At 37.4% G+C, this 23,615-nt stretch carries 22 protein-coding genes; 2 read left to right on the top strand and 20 right to left on the bottom strand.

The window, feature by feature from the left end; all coding sequences use genetic code 11:
• Nucleotides 1-87 precede the first annotated feature (87 nt).
• Entirely contained in the window at nucleotides 88-801 is a 714-nt protein-coding gene (pyrH, locus tag K6J66_RS09265; protein ID WP_012055380.1) for a UMP kinase, read from the top strand.
• A gap of 238 nt (nucleotides 802-1,039) precedes the next feature.
• On the opposite strand, the gene nrfD is transcribed toward pyrH, so the two are convergent.
• The 9 genes from nrfD to K6J66_RS09220 all read right to left on the bottom strand — a co-directional run bounded on the left by nrfD (nucleotide 1,040) and on the right by K6J66_RS09220 (nucleotide 12,901).
• Nucleotides 1,040-2,005 carry a cytochrome c nitrite reductase subunit NrfD gene (gene nrfD, locus K6J66_RS09260; RefSeq protein WP_005651709.1) on the bottom strand — a complete coding sequence of 322 codons (966 nt, stop codon included), beginning with the start codon at nucleotides 2,003-2,005 and terminating at the stop codon, nucleotides 1,040-1,042.
• A complete protein-coding gene (gene nrfC, locus K6J66_RS09255) occupies nucleotides 2,002-2,679 on the bottom strand; it encodes a cytochrome c nitrite reductase Fe-S protein (RefSeq protein ID WP_005651710.1) in 678 nt (225 codons plus the stop codon). The genes nrfD and nrfC overlap by 4 nt, the downstream gene beginning before the upstream one ends.
• Complete coding sequence (gene nrfB / locus K6J66_RS09250) at nucleotides 2,676-3,326, bottom strand: cytochrome c nitrite reductase pentaheme subunit (RefSeq protein WP_005651711.1); 651 nt, start codon at nucleotides 3,324-3,326, stop codon at nucleotides 2,676-2,678. The genes nrfC and nrfB overlap by 4 nt, the downstream gene beginning before the upstream one ends.
• Nucleotides 3,327-3,402: 76 nt before the next feature.
• Nucleotides 3,403-4,929 (bottom strand): ammonia-forming nitrite reductase cytochrome c552 subunit, encoded by a 1,527-nt coding sequence (nrfA, locus tag K6J66_RS09245; RefSeq protein ID WP_005662840.1) that lies wholly within the window; start codon nucleotides 4,927-4,929, stop codon nucleotides 3,403-3,405.
• 253 nt (nucleotides 4,930-5,182) lie between these two features.
• The gene (gene hrpA, locus K6J66_RS09240) at nucleotides 5,183-9,094 is read right to left on the bottom strand and encodes an ATP-dependent RNA helicase HrpA (protein ID WP_110442721.1); all 3,912 of its coding nucleotides are present in this window, start codon (nucleotides 9,092-9,094) and stop codon (nucleotides 5,183-5,185) included.
• Complete coding sequence (locus tag K6J66_RS09235; protein WP_038440051.1) at nucleotides 9,091-9,465, bottom strand: DUF423 domain-containing protein; 375 nt, start codon at nucleotides 9,463-9,465, stop codon at nucleotides 9,091-9,093. Before K6J66_RS09235 ends, hrpA begins: the two co-directional genes overlap by 4 nt.
• On the bottom strand, nucleotides 9,466-9,918 hold the full coding sequence (locus K6J66_RS09230) for a DUF441 domain-containing protein (protein WP_005659371.1): 453 nt from the start codon (nucleotides 9,916-9,918) through the stop codon (nucleotides 9,466-9,468).
• A gap of 266 nt (nucleotides 9,919-10,184) precedes the next feature.
• The gene (cydB, locus tag K6J66_RS09225) at nucleotides 10,185-11,321 is read right to left on the bottom strand and encodes a cytochrome d ubiquinol oxidase subunit II (protein WP_005656051.1); all 1,137 of its coding nucleotides are present in this window, start codon (nucleotides 11,319-11,321) and stop codon (nucleotides 10,185-10,187) included.
• Between the two features lie 14 nt (nucleotides 11,322-11,335).
• Nucleotides 11,336-12,901, bottom strand: coding sequence for a cytochrome ubiquinol oxidase subunit I (locus K6J66_RS09220; RefSeq protein WP_005665906.1), 1,566 nt, complete (start codon nucleotides 12,899-12,901; stop codon nucleotides 11,336-11,338).
• A 651-nt stretch (nucleotides 12,902-13,552) separates the two neighbouring features.
• On the opposite strand from K6J66_RS09220, the gene pyrG reads away from it, so the two are divergent.
• Entirely contained in the window at nucleotides 13,553-15,190 is a 1,638-nt protein-coding gene (gene pyrG, locus K6J66_RS09215) for a glutamine hydrolyzing CTP synthase (protein WP_005662817.1), read from the top strand.
• Between the two features lie 143 nt (nucleotides 15,191-15,333).
• Here pyrG and pnuC read toward each other — a convergent pair whose 3' ends face one another.
• From pnuC to mlaF, 11 genes are all read right to left on the bottom strand, one after another.
• Nucleotides 15,334-16,014, bottom strand: coding sequence for a nicotinamide riboside transporter PnuC (gene pnuC, locus K6J66_RS09210; RefSeq protein ID WP_015702049.1), 681 nt, complete (start codon nucleotides 16,012-16,014; stop codon nucleotides 15,334-15,336).
• Nucleotides 16,015-16,195: 181 nt separating this feature from the next.
• Nucleotides 16,196-16,963 (bottom strand): amino acid ABC transporter ATP-binding protein, encoded by a 768-nt coding sequence (locus K6J66_RS09205; protein WP_005647711.1) that lies wholly within the window; start codon nucleotides 16,961-16,963, stop codon nucleotides 16,196-16,198.
• Nucleotides 16,964-16,972: 9 nt separating this feature from the next.
• Nucleotides 16,973-17,689, bottom strand: a complete 717-nt coding sequence (locus K6J66_RS09200; RefSeq protein ID WP_005633396.1) for an amino acid ABC transporter permease — start codon at nucleotides 17,687-17,689, stop codon at nucleotides 16,973-16,975.
• Nucleotides 17,673-18,446: an amino acid ABC transporter substrate-binding protein gene (locus K6J66_RS09195; RefSeq protein WP_005669886.1), complete on the bottom strand. Its 774-nt coding sequence runs from the start codon at nucleotides 18,444-18,446 to the stop codon at nucleotides 17,673-17,675. Before K6J66_RS09195 ends, K6J66_RS09200 begins: the two co-directional genes overlap by 17 nt.
• A gap of 299 nt (nucleotides 18,447-18,745) precedes the next feature.
• Nucleotides 18,746-20,020, bottom strand: a complete 1,275-nt coding sequence (gene murA, locus K6J66_RS09190) for a UDP-N-acetylglucosamine 1-carboxyvinyltransferase (protein WP_005647706.1) — start codon at nucleotides 20,018-20,020, stop codon at nucleotides 18,746-18,748.
• A gap of 10 nt (nucleotides 20,021-20,030) precedes the next feature.
• Nucleotides 20,031-20,288, bottom strand: coding sequence for a BolA family protein (locus K6J66_RS09185; RefSeq protein WP_005647705.1), 258 nt, complete (start codon nucleotides 20,286-20,288; stop codon nucleotides 20,031-20,033).
• 20 nt (nucleotides 20,289-20,308) lie between these two features.
• Entirely contained in the window at nucleotides 20,309-20,626 is a 318-nt protein-coding gene (locus K6J66_RS09180; protein ID WP_005651726.1) for an STAS domain-containing protein, read from the bottom strand.
• 10 nt (nucleotides 20,627-20,636) lie between these two features.
• Nucleotides 20,637-21,281, bottom strand: coding sequence for a phospholipid-binding protein MlaC (mlaC, locus tag K6J66_RS09175; protein WP_038440050.1), 645 nt, complete (start codon nucleotides 21,279-21,281; stop codon nucleotides 20,637-20,639).
• A 32-nt stretch (nucleotides 21,282-21,313) separates the two neighbouring features.
• Complete coding sequence (gene mlaD, locus K6J66_RS09170; RefSeq protein WP_005647699.1) at nucleotides 21,314-21,814, bottom strand: outer membrane lipid asymmetry maintenance protein MlaD; 501 nt, start codon at nucleotides 21,812-21,814, stop codon at nucleotides 21,314-21,316.
• A 9-nt stretch (nucleotides 21,815-21,823) separates the two neighbouring features.
• Nucleotides 21,824-22,609, bottom strand: coding sequence for a lipid asymmetry maintenance ABC transporter permease subunit MlaE (gene mlaE / locus K6J66_RS09165; RefSeq protein WP_005647697.1), 786 nt, complete (start codon nucleotides 22,607-22,609; stop codon nucleotides 21,824-21,826).
• Complete coding sequence (mlaF, locus tag K6J66_RS09160; protein ID WP_005651729.1) at nucleotides 22,606-23,400, bottom strand: phospholipid ABC transporter ATP-binding protein MlaF; 795 nt, start codon at nucleotides 23,398-23,400, stop codon at nucleotides 22,606-22,608. Before mlaF ends, mlaE begins: the two co-directional genes overlap by 4 nt.
• Nucleotides 23,401-23,615 lie beyond the last annotated feature (215 nt).

Raw genomic sequence — 23,615 nt, 5'->3', positions numbered from 1 at the left:
ACTCAGAATTTCCATATTTAACTTCTTCACTCTTGAGCGGTTATTTTATAGAATAAGCCAATTTTTTTAAGCCAGAAGGAAAAAACAATGAGCCAACCAATTTATAAACGTATTTTATTGAAATTAAGCGGTGAAGCATTACAAGGAGAAGATGGTCTTGGTATCGATCCTGCGATTCTCGATCGTATGGCTGTTGAAATTAAAGAATTAGTGGAGATGGGTGTGGAAGTCGGTGTCGTTCTTGGTGGTGGCAACTTATTCCGTGGCGCAAAACTAGCAAAAGCGGGGATGAATCGCGTGGTGGGCGATCATATGGGAATGCTTGCTACGGTGATGAATGGTTTGGCAATGCGTGATTCTTTATTCCGTGCTGATGTGAACGCAAAATTAATGTCCGCTTTCCAATTAAATGGTATTTGCGATACTTATAACTGGTCTGAAGCAATCAAAATGTTACGCGAAAAACGCGTAGTCATTTTCTCTGCGGGAACGGGAAATCCATTCTTTACCACTGATTCTACCGCTTGTTTGCGTGGTATTGAAATTGAAGCTGATGTTGTGTTGAAAGCGACTAAAGTTGATGGTGTGTATGATTGTGATCCAGCGAAAAATCCTGATGCAAAACTTTATAAAAATTTAACTTATGCAGAAGTGATCGATAAAGAATTACAAGTGATGGACTTATCGGCGTTTACTTTAGCTCGCGATCATGGCATGCCGATTAGAGTGTTCAATATGGGTAAACCTGGAGCGTTACGTCAGGTAGTGACTGGTACTGAAGAAGGCACCACTATTTGTTAGTGAATGTTGAAAAGAATAATATTAAAGAAAATACATAATTAAATTAAGGACTAAACTTTTAATTCATTGAGTTTAGTCTTTTTAATTTAAATAAAGCATTACGGCAGGAATGAAAGTTTTCGTAAATTCTGTTTAGTCTTCATAGTTGGATTATTTAGATATAAAAATCTGCACTCTAATAAGTGAGAAAGTTAATCAAACTTTTAGAATGCAGATTAATTTTTTATAAAAAGTCAGTTTAGGCTACAGTGAGTTGTCCCGCATATAAAACAAAGAAACGTAAACAGAATACCCCAATTAAGTCAAAAATTGACACCAAGATAATAAAGTTACGATTGTATTTTAAACGGTCATTTACAAACATATTGGCGATTAATGGGATCAAGATACCAATAATCAATACTCCAACCCAGAATATCGCTCCCCAAAAACCAGATAAGGCATTATGTAACGCAACTGTTTTTTGTCCGCCACCAAAATGTAAGCCAACGAAGAAACACACAATCAAACCAAGTTCTGTCACCATAATTGGCACTTCAAATTTGTGGATGAAGTGCGATTCGTGAGAATCACCTTTTAGTTTTCCTGCAATTAAGATAATTAAGAAGGTTGCAGCAATACCAGATGATGTGCCAGAGGCTAAGAATAATGCGGGTAATACTGGGTTATTTAACATTGGATAGCTAATCAATGCAGAAAGTAAGAACCCTGTGTATGCTCCAAGCACAGCAGCCAATATGAAAAGAATAACTTCGACTGGACTTACAATACGTTCTGCAATACCGATGAGTTTCATCACAAATTGCAGTTTTGGCATAAAGCGATTAATTAATGCTTCGATTTCTTTTTTGAAAATCACTACACCCCAAATTACTAAAAATAACATATAGATTTGGAATAGCATGACCCCCATCGACATTACGGAGTTGAATTGATAGTTAAACATCAATTTCCAGAATGTCCAAGGTCGAGTCAAGTGGAAAATTAATAGCGTTAAACCAATTAATGTTGGTACAGACCCTAAAATTACCCCAGATCGAATAATCCAGTTTTGGCTTAGATTTTCTAGTTTATTACTGCGTTTATAGGCAATTGCTAACTGTACTGCACCAGATGAAATCCCCAATAAAAACAAGTAGATCGCAATGGTATAATCCCACACTAGATTAGGCGTATGAAATGGAACTGGATAATCTAACGTCATCTTCTAGGCTCCCCATGTTGGAATGGAATGTGATATAAGTTTGGTTGTGTACCTAATTCCACTTTAGTGCGATAAACCGGTTTTTCTTTCACTTTACGTGAAACTGCACTTGTTGGATCATTCATATCCCCAAAGGTTAATGCTTTGGTTGGGCAAGCCTCTACGCAAGCAGGTTGTTTACCATTGGCTAAATTTGTATCGCGGCAGAAGTTACATTTATCTGCGGTACGATGTACTGGATGAATAAAACGTACACGATATGGGCAAACTGCTATACAGTATTGGCAGCCTACGCATAAATCTTTATGTACATCTACAATGCCAGTCTCTTTATCAATAAAAGATGCACCAGTTGGACAAACTGCTACACAAGGTGCATTTGTACAATGTTGGCAAGATTGACGAAAGAACTCGTATTCTTGATTTGGAAATTCCCCATAAGGTTCACTACGTAGAATCTCTAAGCGAGAAACGCCTTCTGGCACTTGGTTTACATCACGACATGAGTCCATACAGGCTGTACAACCGATACACGCATTTTCATCATGTATCATTGCGTAACGTTTAGGTTTATCCGCCTTGTCTTCTTTTGCAAAAGAAGGTAAAGATGTTCCCGTCATAAGGATCACTGCCCCCATGCCAGAAACAAAGTTTCGGCGTGAGCAGACTGTCATTGTTTATCCTTTTGTTTGGTTAGTTTATCTTGTTCAGCTTTACGTTTTTGTTGTTTACCATGACAATCTACGCAAAGTTTAACGCGTTGTTTTGGTTGAATACCTTTCATTGCGTCTTCTTTAGGGTGAAGCGTATGGCAACTTGCGCAAGGCAATTTCATTGCGTGTACATCATGAGCCCATAATTTTTCACGAAGTTTGTCAGGTTGATGGCAAGCAAAACAAACTTGGTTTTGTTCTTGAGCTGAATACATCGGTTTTTTATTACCGAAAATATCTCCTTCAAAACGCATAACATCTTTAGCACCGCGACGATGATTTTCGGAAACATTGCCGTGACAGCTTACACAAGTAATAGCTTTACCGTTATTTGGATTTTTCTTATCTAAATGTGCACCATGGAATTTACCAAAGTGGAGTTCTCCACCAGACCGATCTAGCGTTTGGTTTTTATCTATTTTGTCGAATTTATGGCATTTAGCACAATATTGATTAGGATCGCGTTGGTTATCTAATTGCGGTTCATAAGTAACATGATCCGCAGGTTTTTGTGCATCATCGGCATAAGCCAAAAATGGCAATGCTACAAATGCCGCACTTAACGCTAACGCTTTTGCAGATTTGTTGATTAAAGAAGTTAAATTCATTTGGGTTACCTCAAATTTGACCTTGAAAATCACCGCACTTTCCAGTTTGCACTAAAAAGTGCGGTGCATTTTTCATTTATTTTTGTGCTGGTGGATCAACTAATAAGCCTTTTTCTCTAGCTTGTTGTTCCCATTGTGGTACCACAGTTTTTAAGAATTCTTCTTTCGCTTTACGTTCTTTTTCAATATCAATACCCATTACTTTCCACGCTTTATCAGCAGTTGAAATATCTGGGATTTGAACTGGAGTTTTCACACCGCGTTTAGTTAAGATTACAGCAAGTTTAGTACGTGCGTCTGCTACTTTATCTAAGCCAGAAGCTAATACACGAAGTACTACTTCAGGCGCATGCATATGACCACCATGGCTTGCAGCAGTGTAATCCCAACGCCATTGAGCATGACGAATATCCATTAATGCTGCTTCCATTTCTTCTTTAGTTGCACCTGCGTCCCAAGCCTCTTTTGCTTCAAAGTGAGCTTTGACAACTTGGTCTTCTAAACGACCCATTACATCTTTCACTTCTTTTTTACGTGAAGTAACAATATCGCGTAATTTTTCTTTGCTTTGATCGTGACAATTTGCACAAGTGCTGTCAAATGCCTCAAATGGATTTTGAATTTGGTGATCGGTGTAAACTTTACCGTCCGCACCTTGTACTTTTGGCATATGGCAATCTACACAAGTTACCCCATTTTTACCGTGCATACCTAAAGACCAAATTTCAAAGTCAGGGTGTTGTGCTTTTAACATTGGTGCTTTAGAAAGTGAGTGAGTCCAGTCAGTGAAACCAATATCATCATAATATTTTTCAATATCATCTACGGTTTGACCATTATCCCAAGGGAAAGTTACTTGCTTGATGTCCCCTGCAAAATAGTATTCAACGTGGCAGTTTGCGCAAATTTCTGCACGTTTTTCAGTACGCGCTGCCGTGTTGAAACTTAAATTGTTGTGTGGGCGACCTTCTGCTTTATCTTTTTCAGCAGTGGCTTTTTCTAAAGCATCAAGGGCGCGTAATACGTGTGGACGAGCAATACGTAATGCTGGTTTGCCTTCTGCAAAATCTTTAGAGGTTGTGTCGTGACAGTCAGCACAGCCAATTGAGTTCACGATTTCAGGCCCTCCCTTTGCCCATTTCGCATTGAAATAATCTTTCTCACCCCATTCCGCGATTAAACGTGGAACATCAGGACCTTTACATGTCCAACATGCCATAGCTTGAGGGCCATCATTTGCAGTTTTTGGCGCACCTGTACGTAAAATATTACGCACATCTGTTACCGCATAAAAGTGACCGCGTGGTGCGTTATATTCTTTTGCAAATGCATAACCACCCCAAAGTACGATTAGGCGCGGATTTTCTTCATCAGCATAAATAATGTTTTCGCCATCGCCGTTTGCTGTAGAACGCCAGCTGTTATATTGATTTGGATATTTTTCTGCAAATTTTTCATTTACAGATTCAATTTTCAAATCAGGTTTTGCGGGTTCAACAGGTTGTTCTAATGGCTTATATACAAGCTCAGCAGTAGCTGAGTTAAATAAGCTTAAACTCGCGAAAGACGCTGCCACAATAAGGCTTTTTTTGAATGCGTTCACGATAATTACTCCATTTGTTGTAATAAAAAGGTTAAGTAGAAAGTTGAGAATTATTATTAATATCCACACAAAACGTAGATATATATTTTCATTCAAGCGTAAGATACCAAAAGAAAAAAGTTTTTCTACTCGCAGAATGCTAAAGTTTGAGCTTGATCAAGCTTATCTTTTAAAATACTCAAAAAGAGGTATGTTGTTGTTTTAGATAAATTAAGGCGGTATAAAACCGCCTTAATTTTGAGTATTATTATCATTAGTATTGACTAATAATATTTGCTATTCTTTTATCCGATATTTGATATTTTGTCCCCAACTGCTGGGCAAATAAACTCACTCGTAATTCCTCAATCATATAGCGAATTTCCGCAATTTCATCAGAAATCGGTTTAGATTTTGGCAGTTTAGCCAGTAATTGTTGGTAAGCCTGTTGCACTTGTTCCACGCGTAGCATCGCGGCACGATCGCGGTTCACATCTTGAGCCAGTTTATCAATGCGTTTATCAACGGCTTGCAGATAACGTTGTAAATCTGGTAGGCGATCATAACCGCTCTTTTGCACAAAACCTTGATACACCAAACCTGCAAGTTGCGATTTGATGTCGGATAATGCAAATGCCATCGTGAAATCCATTTTGCCTTTAAGGCGTTGGTTAAGTTGGTAAGTGAGAGTAAGAATCTGCTCCACTTTCTGCGCAATATCCACGGTCACTTCGTTAAGGTTTTCTCGAACGAAATCACGCAATTTTTCAAAACCTGCTTCATCCCACACAAAACCGCCAAAATCGGCAATTAGCTTATCCACCGCACAAGCAATACAGTCATCGATCAAATCCAATACGCGACCGAACGGAGTAAAATACAGACCCAATTTAGCCTTATTCGGCAATTTTTCATGCAAATATTTAATCGGTGACGGCACATTGAGCAATAACAAACGACGTAAACCTTGTTGCATCGCCACCGATTGCTCAAACTCTGTTTCAAACAGTTTGATACCTACGGCATCTTTTTCATCTACAATGGCGGGGAACGCTTTGACGCTGAAACTACGTTGTTTTTGTTCGTAACATTGTGGTAAATCTGCAAAACTCCAAATATGCAGCCCACTTTGCTCAATGCCATCATCTGCCACAGCAGAAATACTTTCCTGCACACGATCTTTTAAGTTGAATTTCAGCTCGTCCAAATTCATGGATTCCGCAATTTTCTTACCGTTTTCATCCACCACACGGAAAGTCATTTTCAAATGGCTTGGAATTTGCTCCCAATTCCAATGTTCCGCTTCTACAGTAACGCCCGTCATACGACGCAATTCATAAATCAGCGTATCTAATAATGGCTTTTCCAACGGCATGGCTCGACTTAAAAAAGCTTGAGCATAATTAGGTGCAGGTACGAAGTTACGGCGATAAGATTTCGGCAGCGATTTAATCAGCGCAATCACCAACTCTTCACGCAAGCCTGGAATTTGCCAGTCAAAGCCTGTCATTTCCACTTGGTTGAGCAATGGCAATGGAATATGTACTGTCACGCCGTCCGCATCGGTACCTGGTTCAAATTGATAAGTCAATTTGAGTTTTAAATTACCTTGATGCCAGAAATTCGGGAAATCCAGCTTGCTCACTTGTTCCGCATTATCATTGATCAAAAATGAACGTTCAAAATTAAGCAATTCTGGATCTTTTTGCTGTTCCTTTTTCCACCACGTATCAAAATGCTTCTGGGAAACCACTTCCGTGCCAATACGCTGATCGTAAAATTCAAACAATGTGCGATCATCCACCAAAATATCGCGGCGGCGGCTTTTGTGTTCCAATTCTTCTACTTCTTGAACGAGCCTTTGATTTTCTTTGAAGAATTTATGCTTGGTATTCCAACCCCCTTCCACCAAGGCAGATTGAATAAAAATCTCACGGCTTACCGTTGGATCAATAGCACCGTAATTCACTGGTCTCTCAGCCACAATCGGCACACCGTAAAGTGTGACTTTTTCATCTGCAATCACGGCGCCACGGGATTTCGACCAACGCGGTTCTGAATAGGATTTTTTAATGAGATGCTCGGCAAGTGGCTCAATCCATTCTGGCTCGATTTCTGCCACCATACGCCCCCAAAGTTTGGAGGTTTCCACTAACTCTGCCGCCATCACCCATTTCGGTTGTTTTTTGAAAAGCACAGAATTGGGGAAAATCGCAAAATGGGCATTACGTGCGCCAAGATATTGTTGTTTCTCCGCTTCTTTTAAACCGATATGAGAAAGCAAACCGCTTAAAAGTGCGGTATGAATTTGCTGATATTCTGCTTTTTCAGAATTAATCGGTAAGCCCATTTCACGCACGGTTAAACGAATTTGATGATAAATATCCTGCCATTCACGAATGCGTAAATAATTTAAGAAATCCTTTTGGCACTGACGACGGAATTGGTTTTTACTCAATTCTTTTTGTTGTTCTTGTAGATAATACCAAAGATTGAGGAAAGCCAAGAAATCTGATTTTTTATCGGCAAAACGACGATGTTTTTCATCAGAAGCTTGCTGTTTTTCTTGTGGACGCTCGCGCGGATCTTGAATGGATAACGCAGAGACGATGATCATCATTTCATAAACGCAGCCAAAATTGACCGCACTTAGGATCATTTTGGCAAGGCGCGGATCGACTGGAAGTTGAGCGAGTTGGCGACCAACTCTAGTTAATAGGCGTTTTTCACCCGATTTAGTTTGAACAGTTTCAAACGCGCCCAATTCTTCCAACAGTTTTATCCCATCTTGAATATGGCGTTTATCTGGCGCATCAACAAATGGGAACGCTTCAATATCATCCAAACCCAATGCCGTCATTTGCAAAATAACGGAGGCTAAATTGGTGCGTAGAATTTCAGGATCGGTAAACTCTGGACGAGAATTAAAATCCTCTTCCGAATATAAACGAATACAAATCCCTTCACTTACGCGACCACAACGACCTTTACGCTGATTAGCGGATGCCTGTGAAATAGGTTCAATCGGTAAACGTTGTACTTTGGTGCGATAGCTATAACGGGAAATGCGTGCTGTACCTGGGTCAATCACATATTTAATGCCTGGCACGGTCAATGAGGTTTCTGCGACGTTGGTCGCCAATACAATGCGATTTAAACCGCTTGGATGGAAAATTTTATTTTGTTCTTGTGCAGACAATCGAGCAAAGAGCGGTAGAATTTCCGTGTGTTTTAGATTTTGCTTTTGCAAGGCTTCGGCAGTATCACGAATTTCACGCTCTCCATTCATAAAGATCAAGATATCGCCTCGACCTTCTGCTTGCAATTCATCCACCGCATTCAGAATACCTTGTAGCTGATCTTGATCGTTTTCTTCCACTACGGGACGATAACGCACTTCAACAGGATAGGTTCTGCCTGAGACTTCAATAATCGGCGCATTGTTAAAGTGTTTAGAAAAGCGTTCCACATCAATGGTTGCAGAAGTGATAATAAGTTTTAAATCACGACGACGTGGCAACAACTGTTTCAGATAACCGAGAATAAAATCGTTATTTAGGCTACGTTCGTGGGCTTCATCGATAATCAAACAAGAATATTGATTGAGAAAACGATCGTTTTGAATTTCCGCTAACAGAATCCCGTCAGTCATCAATTTGATTTGTGTATCATCACTGATCTGATCGTTAAAACGAACCTTATAACCGACTAAATCGCCTAGCTCCGTTTCTAGTTCTTCCGCAATACGCACCGCCACCGAACGAGCAGCAATACGGCGTGGCTGGGTATGACCAATCATGCCTAAATTGCCGAAACCTAATTCCAAACACATTTTCGGCAATTGGGTGGTTTTACCTGAACCAGTTTCCCCTGCCACCACGATGACCTGATGTTCAGAAAGCAGTTTTTGAATTTCGACTTTGAGTTGGCTAACGGGCAAACTCTCTGGAAAAACAATCGGATTTTGTACCGCACTTTTTCGTTGTTCTACACGTAATCTAGCTTGTTCAATTTGCTGTTGGATTTCAGCGGCAACAGCTTGTTGAGCCTCTTGGCTTTTAATTTTTCCAATACCATGAATGCGGGCGGATAAGCGACGTTGATCCACCAGCATAATGTCATTTAATTGAGAAAAAAGAGATTGTTGTAAGGGAGTTAATGTGTGTTTTACCGAGCTGTTTTTCATAGCGATTTACTTTTGAAACTTCCGTAAGCTAAGCTAATCCATCCGATTAAAAATAAAGTGCCGCCAATAGGCGTAATCCATACAATTACATTGCTTGCTTCGAAAGCAAGTGCGTATAAACTTCCACTAAATAATAAGATTCCAATTAACCAAGAAGACATAGATAATCGGGCGAATTTGTTGTCACGTAAAGCAGATAATGCAACGGCAAGTACTGCAATGGTATGGAACATTTGATATTCTAACCCCGTATCAATCCATGATAATGCTTTAACATCTAAAATGTTCTTTAAACCATGCGCTGCAAATGCGCCTAGTGCGACACAGAAGAATCCGCTTAAAGCAACAAGAGTAAGGTATTTGTTTTTCATTTAAATTTTCCCTAAAAATAAAGCTAATATACCTGCAGCAATAAGTGGGCCAACGGGAATTCCACCTAAAAATGCTACACCAATAATTGTGCCGATAAGCAAGCCAGTGACTAAAATCGGTTGTTCGCCCATTAAAGGCACACCTTTGCCTGCAAGCCATGCCACAAGCATTCCAACTGCAATAGAAAGAGCCATTTTCCAACTAACAAAACCTGATAAATCAGGCAACTGAATTTTCCCTGAAACTAAGGGGCTTAAAACCCCAATGGTTAAAATAATGATACCAATTTTAACGCCATATTTTTCGAGCAAAGGAATATGAGAAGATAAAAAAGTTTGCTGCATGATAAGTAATACGGCAGCAGAAATGGTAATTGTACTGTTGTTGCTTAATACGCCAAGAATAAGAAGTATCACTAGTAATAGAGCAATGGTATTGAGTTGTAATGTCATAAAGTGCGGTTAAAAAAATGGAAATTTTGGTAAATATTCTAGCATAGAAATTCGTAAAATTATTTTCCATTGTTGTTGAGAAAAAGATAAATGAGAAAAGTTAAAAAGGGTTCATTAATGAACCCTTTTATTTAGTTGGTAAAATTCTTAAATAATTTATTCTTCAAATTTACCTTTTTTTTCTTTATTGATGGTGCATTTCGCACTAGCCCAAATTGCAAACAATACACCCACTACCCAAATCGCATATAACATTCTATTTCTCCTTAGTATAATGAGTGTTTATTTTTATCAATGAAATTAGCATCTAAACGACCAAACATTTTTGAGTAAGACCAAATAGTATAAGCTAAAGCAATGACCACAAAAACAACTGCAAAAATCAGCATTAATGTTAATGTTAATTCACTTGAAGTCGAATCCCACATTAATAAACTTTGTTCAGGATGTGAACTTGAAGGCATCACAAATGGGAACATTGATACTGCTGCAGTAATAATCACACCAGCCATTGTTAATGCAGAGAAGAAAAATGCAAAACCACAACGATTAGCTTTAGAAAATGCAGCATTTAATAATGCAGCAACTACAGCTAACGCAGGGAAAATCCAAAGAATTGGCATTTCATTGAAATTTCTAAACCACGCGCCAGTTTCTACAGCAACTTCTTTATTCATTGGAGACGATGGAGCGAAATGATCGATAGTGCTAGTAACTACATAACCATCTTTAGAATATAACCATACGCCAGCTAATACGAATGCAATTAAAGTCACAATAGAACCAATTTGACTTACTGAACGAGCACGATCACGTAAGACTTCAGTGGTTTTCATTTGTAACCAGTTTGCGCCGTGAGTGACAAGCATTGATAAGCTAATAACACCACATAATAATGCGAATGGATTTAATAGCTCAAAAAATGAACCTGTATAAGTCACTTGAGTTAATTCGTTAAAATGGAATGGAACGCCTTGTAATAAATTACCAAAAGCCACGCCAAATACTAATGCTGGTACAAAACCACCTGCGAATAATCCCCAGTCCCAAACAGAACGCCAAGTTGGATTATCAATTTTTGCACGATATTCAAAACCCAATGGACGTAAGAATAACGCTGCCAAGACTAATACTAATGCAATGTAAAAACCTGAGAAAGATACTGCATATACAATTGGCCAAGCTGCAAATATTGCACCACCTGCAGTTAATAACCAAACTTGGTTACCATCCCAATGGGGAGCAATAGTGTTGATCATAATACGGCGTTCCACTTCTTTTTTACCTGTTACAGGTAAAAGTGCGGTCACGCCCATATCAAATCCATCAGTTACAGAGAAGCCAATCAATAATACAATAACTAACACCCACCAAATAAAACGTAGAAATTCATAATCAATCATAATTTATCTCCTACTTATTTAGCTGATTGTTCAAAGTAGTATTTGCCGGTTTTTAACGCACTTGGACCCAAACGCGCATATTTAAACATCAAATACATCTCAACAATAATGAACGCAAGATAAAGCGCACAAATTAAACCAATAGAGAACCATAAATCGCCTGTACTTAAATTAGAAGCGGATACGCCAACAGGTAAGATCTCGTAAATAGCCCAAGGCTGACGACCATATTCTGCTAAGAACCAACCGCACTCAATGGCAATCCAAGGTAATGGCAATCCCCATAAAAGAACTTTTAACAATAATGGAATTTGAGTGACTTTATTACGTAAATTTTGAACAAATGCGCCGAATGTAAGTAAAGCAATTAAACCACCAGCTGCAATCATTGCACGAAATGCCCAAAAATTAGGGCCTACATTTGGAATAGTATCACGAGCGGCTTGTTTAATTTGTTCTTCTGTTGCATCAACAACATTGTTTGTATAGCGTTTTAATAATAAACCGAAACCAAGATCTTTTTTAACTTCATTAAATTGTGCTTTGGTTTCTTCATTTACTTGACCATTTGCTTTTTTCTCAGCGCGTAGTTGAGTAAATAATTCATAAGCACGGATACCACTACGTACACGAGTTTCATTTAATGCTTGAAGATCTTTTAGACCTATAATTTCTTTATCAATTGAACGAGTTGCTATTACACCGCCAAGATAAGGAATTTCAATCGCAAAATCATTTTTCATTTCAGCCGTATTTGGAATTGCTACTGGAAGGAATGGAGCAGGTGCTGCGTGAGTTTCAAATTCAGCTTCCATTGCGGCTAATTTTACTGGTTGTGCTTTACCAATATCATAACCAGATTCATCACCAAGAATTAGCACTGAAATAGAGGCGATAAATCCAAAAGTAGCAGCTACGGAGAAAGAACGTTTTGCAAATTCAAAATCACGACCTTTTAGTAAAAAGTATGAGCTAATGGCTAAAACAAAAAATGCGCCTGTCACATAACCTGCAGAAAGAGTATGTAAGAATTTACTTTGTGCAACAGGGTTTAACCAAAGATCTAAGAAGTTAGTCATTTCCATACGTACAGTTTCAAAATTGAATTCTGAACCTGTTGGTGCTTGCATCCAGCCATTTGCAACCAAAATCCACATAGCAGATAAATTAGAACCGAAAGCCACACAATAAGTTGCTAATAAGTGTTTTCCTTTTGATAAACGATCCCAACCGAAGAAAAATAACCCCACAAAAGTGGATTCTAAGAAGAAGGCAAGTAACGCTTCAATAGCAAGTGGCGCACCAAAAATATCCCCTACGTAATGAGAATAATAAGACCAGTTAGTACCAAATTGGAATTCCATAATAATACCGGTGGTCACCCCAAGGGCAAAGTTAATACCAAATAACTTTCCCCAAAATTTTGTCATATCTTTATAAACTTCTTTACCTGTCGCCACATAAATAGTTTCCATAATTACAAGAATAAAGGATAAACCCAATGTTAGCGGCACGAAAATGAAGTGATACAACGCAGTTAAAGCAAACTGCAAGCGAGAAAGATCAACAACGTCTAACATTCTCAACTCCTTTGTATAAACAACATTAGTTCCAACAATGATTAACAAGGCGATGCCTTAAATAATCCCTAATTACTCAACTCCAATCAGCTAAGTTTAAATTGACTTATCTACATAATTATTTTTAAAGGTTAAAAAAACACCAGTTATTATAGAGATAATCCAAATTGGCGGCTATTCTACTACTAAACATAAGGATAAAAAATAGTAAAAAATGCTATATAGATCACATTTTTGATATAAATACAAAAATAGGGCTTATTTGTTATATTTCATTTAATTGACTTAGATCAAATTGACATTTTTGCAATAATTTTTGTTTTAAAGATGATTAATTTCATTGTGTAAGAGCATATTTTAATATTTGTCTCAACCAACACATCTCTTGATGTTTTTAACTGCTTGAGTAAGTATGTAGTGGCATTTAATACTTAATTTATCATTCAACATTTGTAATGTGATTGTTGATCCTTTCCAAGGATAAAAAGGATTAAGACAAAACTAGCATTGAGTTCATTGCACAAATCAGGTAAACTACCGTCCCGTCTTTGATAGCTAATTATCTTCGATTTTTGACCGCACTTTTGGTTGATTTTGTCTGTAGGATGATTAGCTATAATCATTTATATCCCAATACAGATTAGGTTCCCTATGGCTACAAATTATATTTTCGTCACTGGCGGTGTGGTTTCATCGTTAGGTAAAGGCATTGCGGCAGCATCATTGGCGGCAATTTTAGAAGCACGTGGTTTAAACGTAACCATTATGAAGTTAGATCCATATATTAATGTGGATCCTGGTACGATGAGCCCAACCCAACACGGGGAAGTTTTCGTTACTCAAGATGGCGCAGAAACAGATTTAGATTTAGGTCATTATGAGCGTTTCATCCGCACGAAAATGACCAAACGTAATAACTTCACTACAGGTAAAATTTATTCTGAAGTATTACGTAAAGAGCGTCGTGGCGATTATCTTGGTGCAACAATTCAAGTGATTCCACATATCACTAATGAAATTAAAGATCGCGTTATTGCTGGTGCTCAAGGTCACGACGTTGTGATTGTTGAAGTGGGTGGCACTGTTGGGGATATTGAATCACTTCCATTCTTAGAAGCATTACGTCAATTAGCCGTTCAAGTTGGTCGTGAACATACGTTATTTATGCATTTAACTTTAGTGCCTTATATTCCAACGGCGGGTGAAGTAAAAACTAAACCAACCCAACATTCGGTAAAAGAATTGCTTTCTATTGGTATTCAACCTGATGTGTTGATTTGCCGTTCAGATCGTATGATTCCGCCAAATGAACGTGCGAAAATTGCTTTATTTTGTAATGTTGCAGAACGTGCAGTCATTTCATTAAAAGATGTGAATTCAATTTATCAAATCCCCGCATTATTAAAATCTCAAGGTTTAGATGATTTCGTCTGTGATCGTTTCCGTTTAACTTGCCCAGAAGCAGATCTTACTGAATGGGAGCAAGTGCTTTACAAGCAAGCCAATCCAGTGGGAGAAGTAACCATCGGTATGGTAGGTAAATACACTGAGTTACCCGATGCCTATAAATCAGTAAATGAAGCCTTAAAACACGCAGGTTTAACGAACCGTTTAAGTGTAAACATTAAATATATTGATTCCCAAGATGTTGAAACCAAAGGTGTTGAAGTATTAAAAGGCGTTGATGGCATTCTTGTTCCAGGGGGATTTGGTTATCGTGGTGTAGAGGGTAAAATTCGTACCGCACAATATGCACGAGAAAACAAAATTCCTTACTTGGGTATTTGCTTAGGTATGCAGATCGCGTTGATTGAATATGCACGTAATGTAGCGGGTTTAACTAAAGCCAATTCATCTGAATTTGATAAAGATTGTGAACAACCTGTGGTGGCATTAATCACAGAATGGCAAGATGCGGAGGGTAATACTGAAGTGCGTACCGATGAATCAGATCTTGGCGGAACAATGCGTTTAGGTGCACAACAATGTCATTTGGTATCAGGTAGCCGTGCTCGCGAGCTTTATGGCAAAGAAACCATTGAAGAGCGTCATCGTCATCGCTATGAAGTGAACAATACCTTGCTTCCACAAATTGAAAAAGCAGGATTGAAAGTAACTGGATTATCTGCAGATAAAAAATTGGTAGAAATTATCGAAGTGCCAAATCATCCTTGGTTTGTCGCTTGCCAATTCCATCCAGAATTTACTTCTACGCCTCGTGATGGTCATCCGTTGTTTGCAGGCTTTGTAAAAGCAGCCTATGAAAATCACAAAAAATCTGTGAAGTAATTCTTGGTTCTGCATATAAGTGCGGTAAAAAAATGAAATATTTTTATTTGGTTATGATAACTTGATGTTTTTGAAGTAAAAAAATCCCCGTTAAATTTATCATTTAACGGGGATTTTTTATAAGCTATTTACTGTTTTTATATTTAGTTAGTACGCTTAACTAATTTCGTCCAGTTATAATAACCATACAATGAGTTAAGTAAGTAGGCTGAATACATTAAGTATATTGCAGGTGTCTCTGCCCATAAGAAAATAGAAAGAATATTTAATCCAATCCATAACAACCATTGTTCACGATAACGCAAAATCATTAAAATCTGTGCCGCAACCGTAATAATTGTAGTTAGACCATCTAAACCAGTTGAACTACCACCAGCAGCTTGTAATGCTTGAACAAAAAGCAAAGTACCAACCGTAGTCACAACAATTAATGTCATCCATCCTTTAACAGTTAAAGCTTTTGCAATTACACTTTCTCCACCATCGCTATTTTGCATGTTGGCTTTCCACATAAAGTAACCAATAAATTGAGATGGCAAATATACGTAAAGTACGGTATTCATTTCGCCTAAGAAATTCGATCCCCAAGCAACATAAAAATAAGTGTAAGCAAAAATTAATCCAAAGAAATAATTACTGATTTTGCCTTTACTTACCAATACCACACACAAAATACCCGAGATACCAGAAATCATTGCTAACCAAGAATCAGGTGTTTGTACATAAGCCCAAATTTGCGCAATGATAAAAAGCGCAAGCCAAACCACCTCAAAAGGTTTCCAACCAGAAACAAATTCTCGTTTTAAACGCGCTGCCAAAGTCATTATTTACTCCTATTGACTTAAATTTTAACGTGAGCATTCTTATTCTTGCATAGTGAATTGGTAATGTAAAGGTGTAGAAGCATTTAATTCTAAAGTTGTGAAATCCATCACGTTTTAATTAAAGCCTACATTATCCATTATTGAGTTTGTTTCAAAAAACGCTCTAAAAATTGACCGCACTTTAAATATAATAATCAAGCTCAAGTGGTATTTTTGCTTGTAACAAGAACTGTTTAGTGCGCTCGTGTTGTGGGCAAGTGAAGAATTTATCTGCCGTATTTTGTTCTACAATATATCCATCCGCCATTAAAATCACACGATCCGCGACATCTTTCGCAAACTGCATTTCGTGAGTAACAATAATCATTGTCCAGCCTTCTTGGGCGAGCATTTTTAGTGTTTGTAACACTTCGCCCACCAATTCAGGATCTAATGCCGATGTAGGTTCATCTAATAAAATAATATCAGGTTTTACCGCAAGGGCTCGAGCAATCCCCACTCGCTGTTGCTGACCGCCAGAAAGTTGGGATGGAAATAAATCCGCTTTATTTTTAAGCCCTACTTTTTCTAGCAAACTAAGTGCTTTTTCACGAGCTTGAGCTTTATCTTGTTTTTGCACAACAACCATTCCCTCCATAACATTTTCAAGGGCAGAACGATGAGGGAATAAATTGTATTGCTGAAAGACCATTGATGAACGTCGGCGTAACTTCAATTCATCTGCTTTACTAATTTTCTGGCTAAAATCAATTTTTAGACTGCCATCAGTAAATTCCAAAATGCCTTGCTCTGGTCGTTCAAGCAAGTTTAAACAACGTAAAAAGGTGGTTTTTCCAGAACCAGAAGGGCCTAAAATTGCGACCACTTCACCTTTATTAATTTCAAAATCAATGCCTTTTAACACATGATTGCCATTAAAGTTTTTCTGAATATTACTTACTTTTAACATAGACATTCCTTATAAATGGCGAGATAAGCGAATTTCAAGACGATCTTGTAAGAAAGATAAAACAAAACAGAAAATCCAATAAATCAAAGCTGCCTCACTATAAATTAAAATAAATTCATAGTTTGCTGCCGTAATATTCTGTGCGACACGGAATAATTCTGTCACTAAAACAAGAGAAGCTAATGAAGTGTCTTTCACTGTACTAATAAAAGTATTAGAAAGCGATGGTACTGAAATACGTAAAGCCTGTGGCATAATTGTACGAATAAATGCTTGTCGATAATTCATACCTATCGCATAAGAGGCCTCCCACTGCCCTTTAGGTATAGCAATAATTGAAGCACGAACTGTCTCTGCTGCATAAGCACCAATATTAATAGAAAATGCAATAATCGCTGTCGGAAAAGGCTCTAAAGTAATACCGACTTCAGGTAACCCATAAAAAATAATAAAAATTTGTACTAACATCGGTGTACCTCTAATTATAGAGATATACACTCGACATAAAGCCTGTAACAATTTTAAGGGTAAATTAGGACTAGGCAAAGTACGAATAACTGCAACAATCACTGCAATAAGCAAACCACAGAAGAAGGAAATGACTGCCAATGGCAATGTGTATAAAATTGCTGCTTCCAACATAGGCCAAAACGAGCTGATTACATAATCAGCTCGTTCTGCACTCATAAATGGAAGACTCGCCAACCAATTATTGAGTAATATCATAACCAAACCATTCAATTGAAATCTGTTTTAATGTACCATCTTGGCGAAGTGCTTCAAGTACTTGATTAAATTTTGTAATCAATGCATCTTCACCTTGTAAAAAAGCAAAGGCAGCCGGAGTTTTATCCCCACGATCATAAGCAATTTTTAAACCAGAATTTGGGTGTTGTTTAAAATAATCTAATACAGCCAATTTATCATTAATTGTTGCTTCTGCACGGCCTTGTTTAATAAGCTCTAAGCTCTGTGCTAAACCATCCACTACAAGAATCTGCGCGCCTGCAGCTTTTGCATCTTTACCCCAGTTACTTGTTGCAGATTGTGCAGATTTACGACCTTTCAAATCTTCAAATGATTTAATACTGTTATCCGATGATTTTGTTACAATCACCCCACCAGAATAATTATAAGGCGTGGTGAAACTGTATTTTTTTAAACGCTCTGGGCTTGGGTTAGTTTGGTTTGCTATCACATCAAAACGTTTTGCATTTAACCCCGCATACATTGCATCCCATTGTGTTTCTTTAAATTCCACTTTCAAACCGAGCTTTTCAGCAACTTTACGAATAACCTCTACATCAAAGCCTGTTAATTTTCCACTTTTATCATGGAAAGTAAATGGTGCATAAGTCCCTTCTGTTCCGACTAATAAAGTTTTAGTTTTTTCAACACGATCGGCAATTTCGCCTGCGTGAGAAAAAGTTGAGAAAGCAATAGCTCCAGTTAAAAGTGCGGTCGTAAAAAGTAATTTTTTCATTTTTTCTTCCTTGTGTTGTGTTTGTCTAAGCGTGATTATAAAAAACAAACTTATGAAAAAAAAAGATTATTTATTTATGGTTTATAAATTTTAGTTATAAAAAATTGATATAAGTGATTACTATCAAAATAAGAAATAATCTACCGCACTTTCTTGTAGAAAAATACGTTTCTAAACAATGCAATCAATCTACTCTTATAAAATTTCAGTAAAAAAATGCCTTTCTAAAGAAAGGCATTAATAGAAATTTAAGATTATAAATAAACTTGTAATTTATTATAGAAAAGCAGCGTACCTAATTACGCTTCATCACTTCCAGAAAAACGTTCAATTTTCGCACCTAGACCACGTAATTTATCTTCGATATGTTCATAACCACGATCGATATGATAAATACGATCTACAATGGTTTCACCCGTTGCGATACAACCTGCAAGCACTAAACTGATTGAAGCGCGTAAATCTGTCGCTATTACCTCTGTGCCAGACAATTGTTCAACACCATGACATACCGCTGTATTCCCTTCAATTTCAGCTTTACCACCCATACGAATTAATTCAGGAATATGCATAAAACGATTTTCAAAAATCGTTTCAGTGATAATGCTTGTACCTTCTGCCACCATATTTAATAAAGTAAATTGAGCCTGCATATCAGTTGGGAACCCTGGATGTGGTGCAGTACGAATATTCACTGCTTTAGGGCGATTACCAAGCATATCTAAAGTAATGCTATTTTCAGTTACATCAACTTGCGCACCAGCTTCACGGAGTTTATCAATTACGGCATCTAAAGTATCCGCTTTAGTATTTTGACAAACAACACGACCGCCCGAAATGGCTGCAGCAATTAAGAATGTTCCCGTTTCAATACGATCTGGCACAACACTATGTTCACAACCAGTTAAACGTTCAACACCTTCAATCGTAATGTGATCAGAACCTGCACCAGATATTTTTGCACCCATTTTATTAAGGAAATCTGCAGTATCTACAATTTCAGGTTCACGAGCGGCGTTTTCAATAACAGTCGTACCTTTCGCAAGGGTTGCTGCCATCATAATAGATAAAGTTGCGCCTACACTTACTTTTTCTATTACAATTCGAGTTCCAACAAGACGATCTGATACTTGTGCTTTTACATATCCTTCTTCAAGAACGATGTCCGCACCTAATTTTTCTAAACCGCTAATGTGGAGATCAACAGGTCTAGCTCCGATAGAACAACCTCCAGGTAATGAGACTTGACCTTGATGGAAACGAGCGACTAAAGGTGCCAATGCCCAAATTGAAGCACGCATAGTTTTAACCAATTCATAAGGTGCAGTGAAATGATTGATATTAGAGGCATCTAATAAAACTGCACCAGTTTCATCACGATTTGCAATCACGCCTAATTGACGCAAAATATTTAAAGTTGTTTCAATATCTTTAAGTTCGGGAACATTTGTCAATTTAACAGGTTCTGTAGCTAAAATAGCCGCAAAAAGAATTGGAAGTGCGGCGTTTTTTGCGCCTGAAATATTCACACTTCCACTTAAACGAGATTGCCCATAAACACGAAATTTATCCATTTTTAAATCCTTAATTAAACTGGTTTAATGCACGATCGCGTTTCCATTTTTCTACGGTATAAGTTTTGATGGTTAGAGCGTGAATTTCACCAGTGCTAAAATAAGGCATTAAAGGGGCATAAATCGTTTGTTGTTGTTTTACACGAGATAGTGCAGCAATTTCATCACTCACTACAATTACACCAAAATGTGCATTTTCACCTTGTGCATAGACTTCTACGATATTTAGCGTGTCTTTTAAAATTTGTTCAATTTTTTGAAGTTCCATTGGATTTCCGTTTAAGTAAGCTATGTAAAATTTGCGATCCAATCAGATAAACCAACAAGATCTGCTAGGGTTAATAATTGTTTTGGTGGATAAACTAATCGTACTGTTTTGTTAATCTTTTGACACTCTCGTAAAAAATCACAAAGAGCTGTAAAACCAGCTGAATCAATATGCTGAAGACCAGATAAATTCCATTCAACAATAGTTTTATCAAGTGTACTTTCTGACAAAAAAACGCCACGTTGCTGCCACATTGGTAACAAGGTGCTGCGAGATAGTTCCCCAAACAAAAAGAGCGTTATTTTATCATTATTTTTTTGCAAATCCCAATTTAGCATAGTTATTCATTTATTGATTGAAAATTATAGGTTGTGAGGCAGATTGCTGCATCTTTGTGATTAATGTATCAATACCTTGTTTGTTTAAAATACCAACCCAATTTTTTATCGTATCTTCCAGCATACTTACGCCTGCTGCTGCCATATCGTAGGCTTTCCATTCCCCACTTTTATTGCCTTTACGCCATTTAAAATCTAATAGGATCGGAGCAACGCCATTAGTTTGAATAATCTTTACGCGAATATTTACAAAATTGTTATCGCCTAATTCTTTTTCTGATTCAATTTGAATTTTTTGATTAGAATAATTTGTTAATGTTTGTGCGTACTTTTGCTCAATCAATTCACCAAAAGTCTTGAAAAATTTTTCTCGTTGTTCTGTAGAGGTTGATTTGTAGTATGAACCTAATACTTTAGAACCTGCATATTCTAAGTTTACATAAGGCAATAAATCATTACGAACAATAGTACGTAAATAATTTGGATCTTGTTTAATTTTACTTTGATTAGCTTGTATATCAGAAAATAGTTTATCTGACGCTTGCTGCATTAAAACATAAGGACTTGTTTCTGCAATAGCTGTTCGTGTAACCAAAAGTGCGGTTAATACGAAAGTTAAAATAGTAAACCATTTTTTTAGTTGAGTAAGGTTCATTATCAATCTCCTAATTTATAAAATTTAACCTATTATTCTGCGGATTCTGATTTTTCATTGCCGTCTGATTTTTTACTTCCGTATAAGAATTGCCCAATTAAATCTTCCAATACTATAGCTGATGTAGTGTCTTGAATTTGGCTACCATTTTTAAGCATTGCTGTATCTCCATCATCAAAACCTATTGTCAAGGCAATATATTGCTCACCTAATAAACCTGATGTTTTAATTGATAAAGAACTGTTTTCTGGGATTTCATTATATTCTTGATTAATCGCAATACTTACTTTTGGTAAATAGCTTTTTTCATCAAGCGTAATAGCACTCACACGCCCAATTACTACGCCTCCAATTTTTAGTGGTGCGCGCACTTTAAGTCCGCCAATATTATTAAAAATTGCCGTCACGGTATAAGATTTCGTCTCAGCAAAACCTTGTACATTAGCTACGCGTAAACCTAAAAAAACTAAGGCACCAATACCAAGTAATAAAAATAACCCGACCCAAAATTCATATTTAATTGTTTGTCTCATAAAAAATCCTTAACTTGCACCAAACATAATAGCAGTCAAAATAAAATCTAATCCTAGAACAACAAGAGATGCATGCACAACTGTTCGTGTTGTAGCTTGACTGATACCTTCTGATGTTGGCATACAATCATAACCATTAAAAAGTGCAATCCAAGTTACGGCTACAGCAAAGAAAACCGCTTTAATAAAGCCATTTAAAATATCATAGCTCCAACTCACGGAATTTTGCATAACAGACCAAAAGCTGCCTGAATCAACACCTTTCCAATCCACACCTACTAAGGAACCGCCCCAAATACCAATCGCGATAAACAAGATTGACAAAATTGGCATGGAAATAACCCCTGCCCAAAAACGAGGTGCAATCACTCGACGTAAAGGATCAACAGCCATCATTTCAAGACTAGAAAGTTGTTCAGTGGCTTTCATTAAGCCTATTTCAGCTGTTAAAGCCGAACCAGCTCGACCAGCAAATAAAAGTGCGGTAACAACAGGCCCTAATTCTCGCAAAAGAGAAAGTGCCACTAACTGACCTAAACTTGTTTCAGCAGAAAAATCAACTAATACGACATAACCTTGTAGTCCTAACACCATTCCAATAAATAAACCGGACAACAAAATAATGAGTAACGATTGGACACCTAAAACATGCATTTGCTTCACAAGCAAAGGAAAATGCTTACGAATTTGTGGCTTGCCGATCAATGCACCAAATAACATAAAGCCTGCTCGCCCCAATGCACGGAAAAAGTCGATCACCTGTTTTCCTAAAGCAGAAATAAAATTGACGATCATTCAAACAATTCCTTCATATAATCTTGCGCTGGGTACTTAAAGCGCACAGGACCATCAGATTCACCTTTTAAGAATTGCACCACTCGCGGATCTTGGCTTTGTAAAAGCTGCTCAGATGTTCCTTCTGCGATGACTTTTTGGTCTGCAATAATATAGGCATAATCTGCAATACTCAATACTTCCTCCACATCGTGTGACACTACGATAGAAGTCAAATTTAACGCTTCATTTAATCGTTTAATCAGGCTTAAAATTACGCCCATACTAATCGGATCTTGCCCCGTAAATGGCTCATCAAACATAATTAAATCAGGGTCAAGCGCAATAGCACGCGCTAATGCAGCTCGACGAGCCATACCACCGGAAAGTTCTGAAGGCATCAATGCGGCAGCACCTCGCAACCCAACCGCCTCCAATTTCATCAACACGATTTGACGAATTAAACTTTCAGGCAAATGCGTATGTTCACGAATTGGAAAGGCGACATTATCAAAAGTAGAAATATCCGTAAAAAGTGCACCTGATTGGAATAACATCCCCATCCGCTTGCGTACTTCGTACAGTTCACGATTAGATAGACGACAAATATCTTGTCCATCAAACAAAATTTCACCTTGCTCTGGCATTAGTTGCCCACCGATCAATTTAAGTAAGGTGGTTTTACCAATCCCCGACGGCCCCATGATCGCAGTGATTTTCCCCTTTTTTACTTGCAAATTCAGGTTATCGTAAATCACGCGATCACCGCGTTTAAAGGTGAGATTCTTAACTTCAATTAGATTTTGATTCATTAAAATCTCGTTTATAAATAAAAAGTTCAATCAGTTTTATATGACCTTAAAAAGTTAGATTTGTTTAATTTAAAGATTAAGTTTTGTTATTTATAGCAACACATTTCTTTGGCTTAACTTTAATGTGGTCATAAAAATAGCTATAAAAAATAGTGATAAATTCTATTTTTAATAACTTAAAATTTTGCCATAGTAACATTCTTTTTGACCTCACT

Origin of the sequence: Haemophilus influenzae (assembly GCF_019703545.1) — a bacterium.
Classification (GTDB): Bacteria; Pseudomonadota; Gammaproteobacteria; order Enterobacterales; family Pasteurellaceae; genus Haemophilus; species Haemophilus influenzae_E.
The sequence above is the reverse complement of the archived record's forward strand: the minus strand, read 5'-3'. Positions and strand labels throughout refer to the sequence as shown.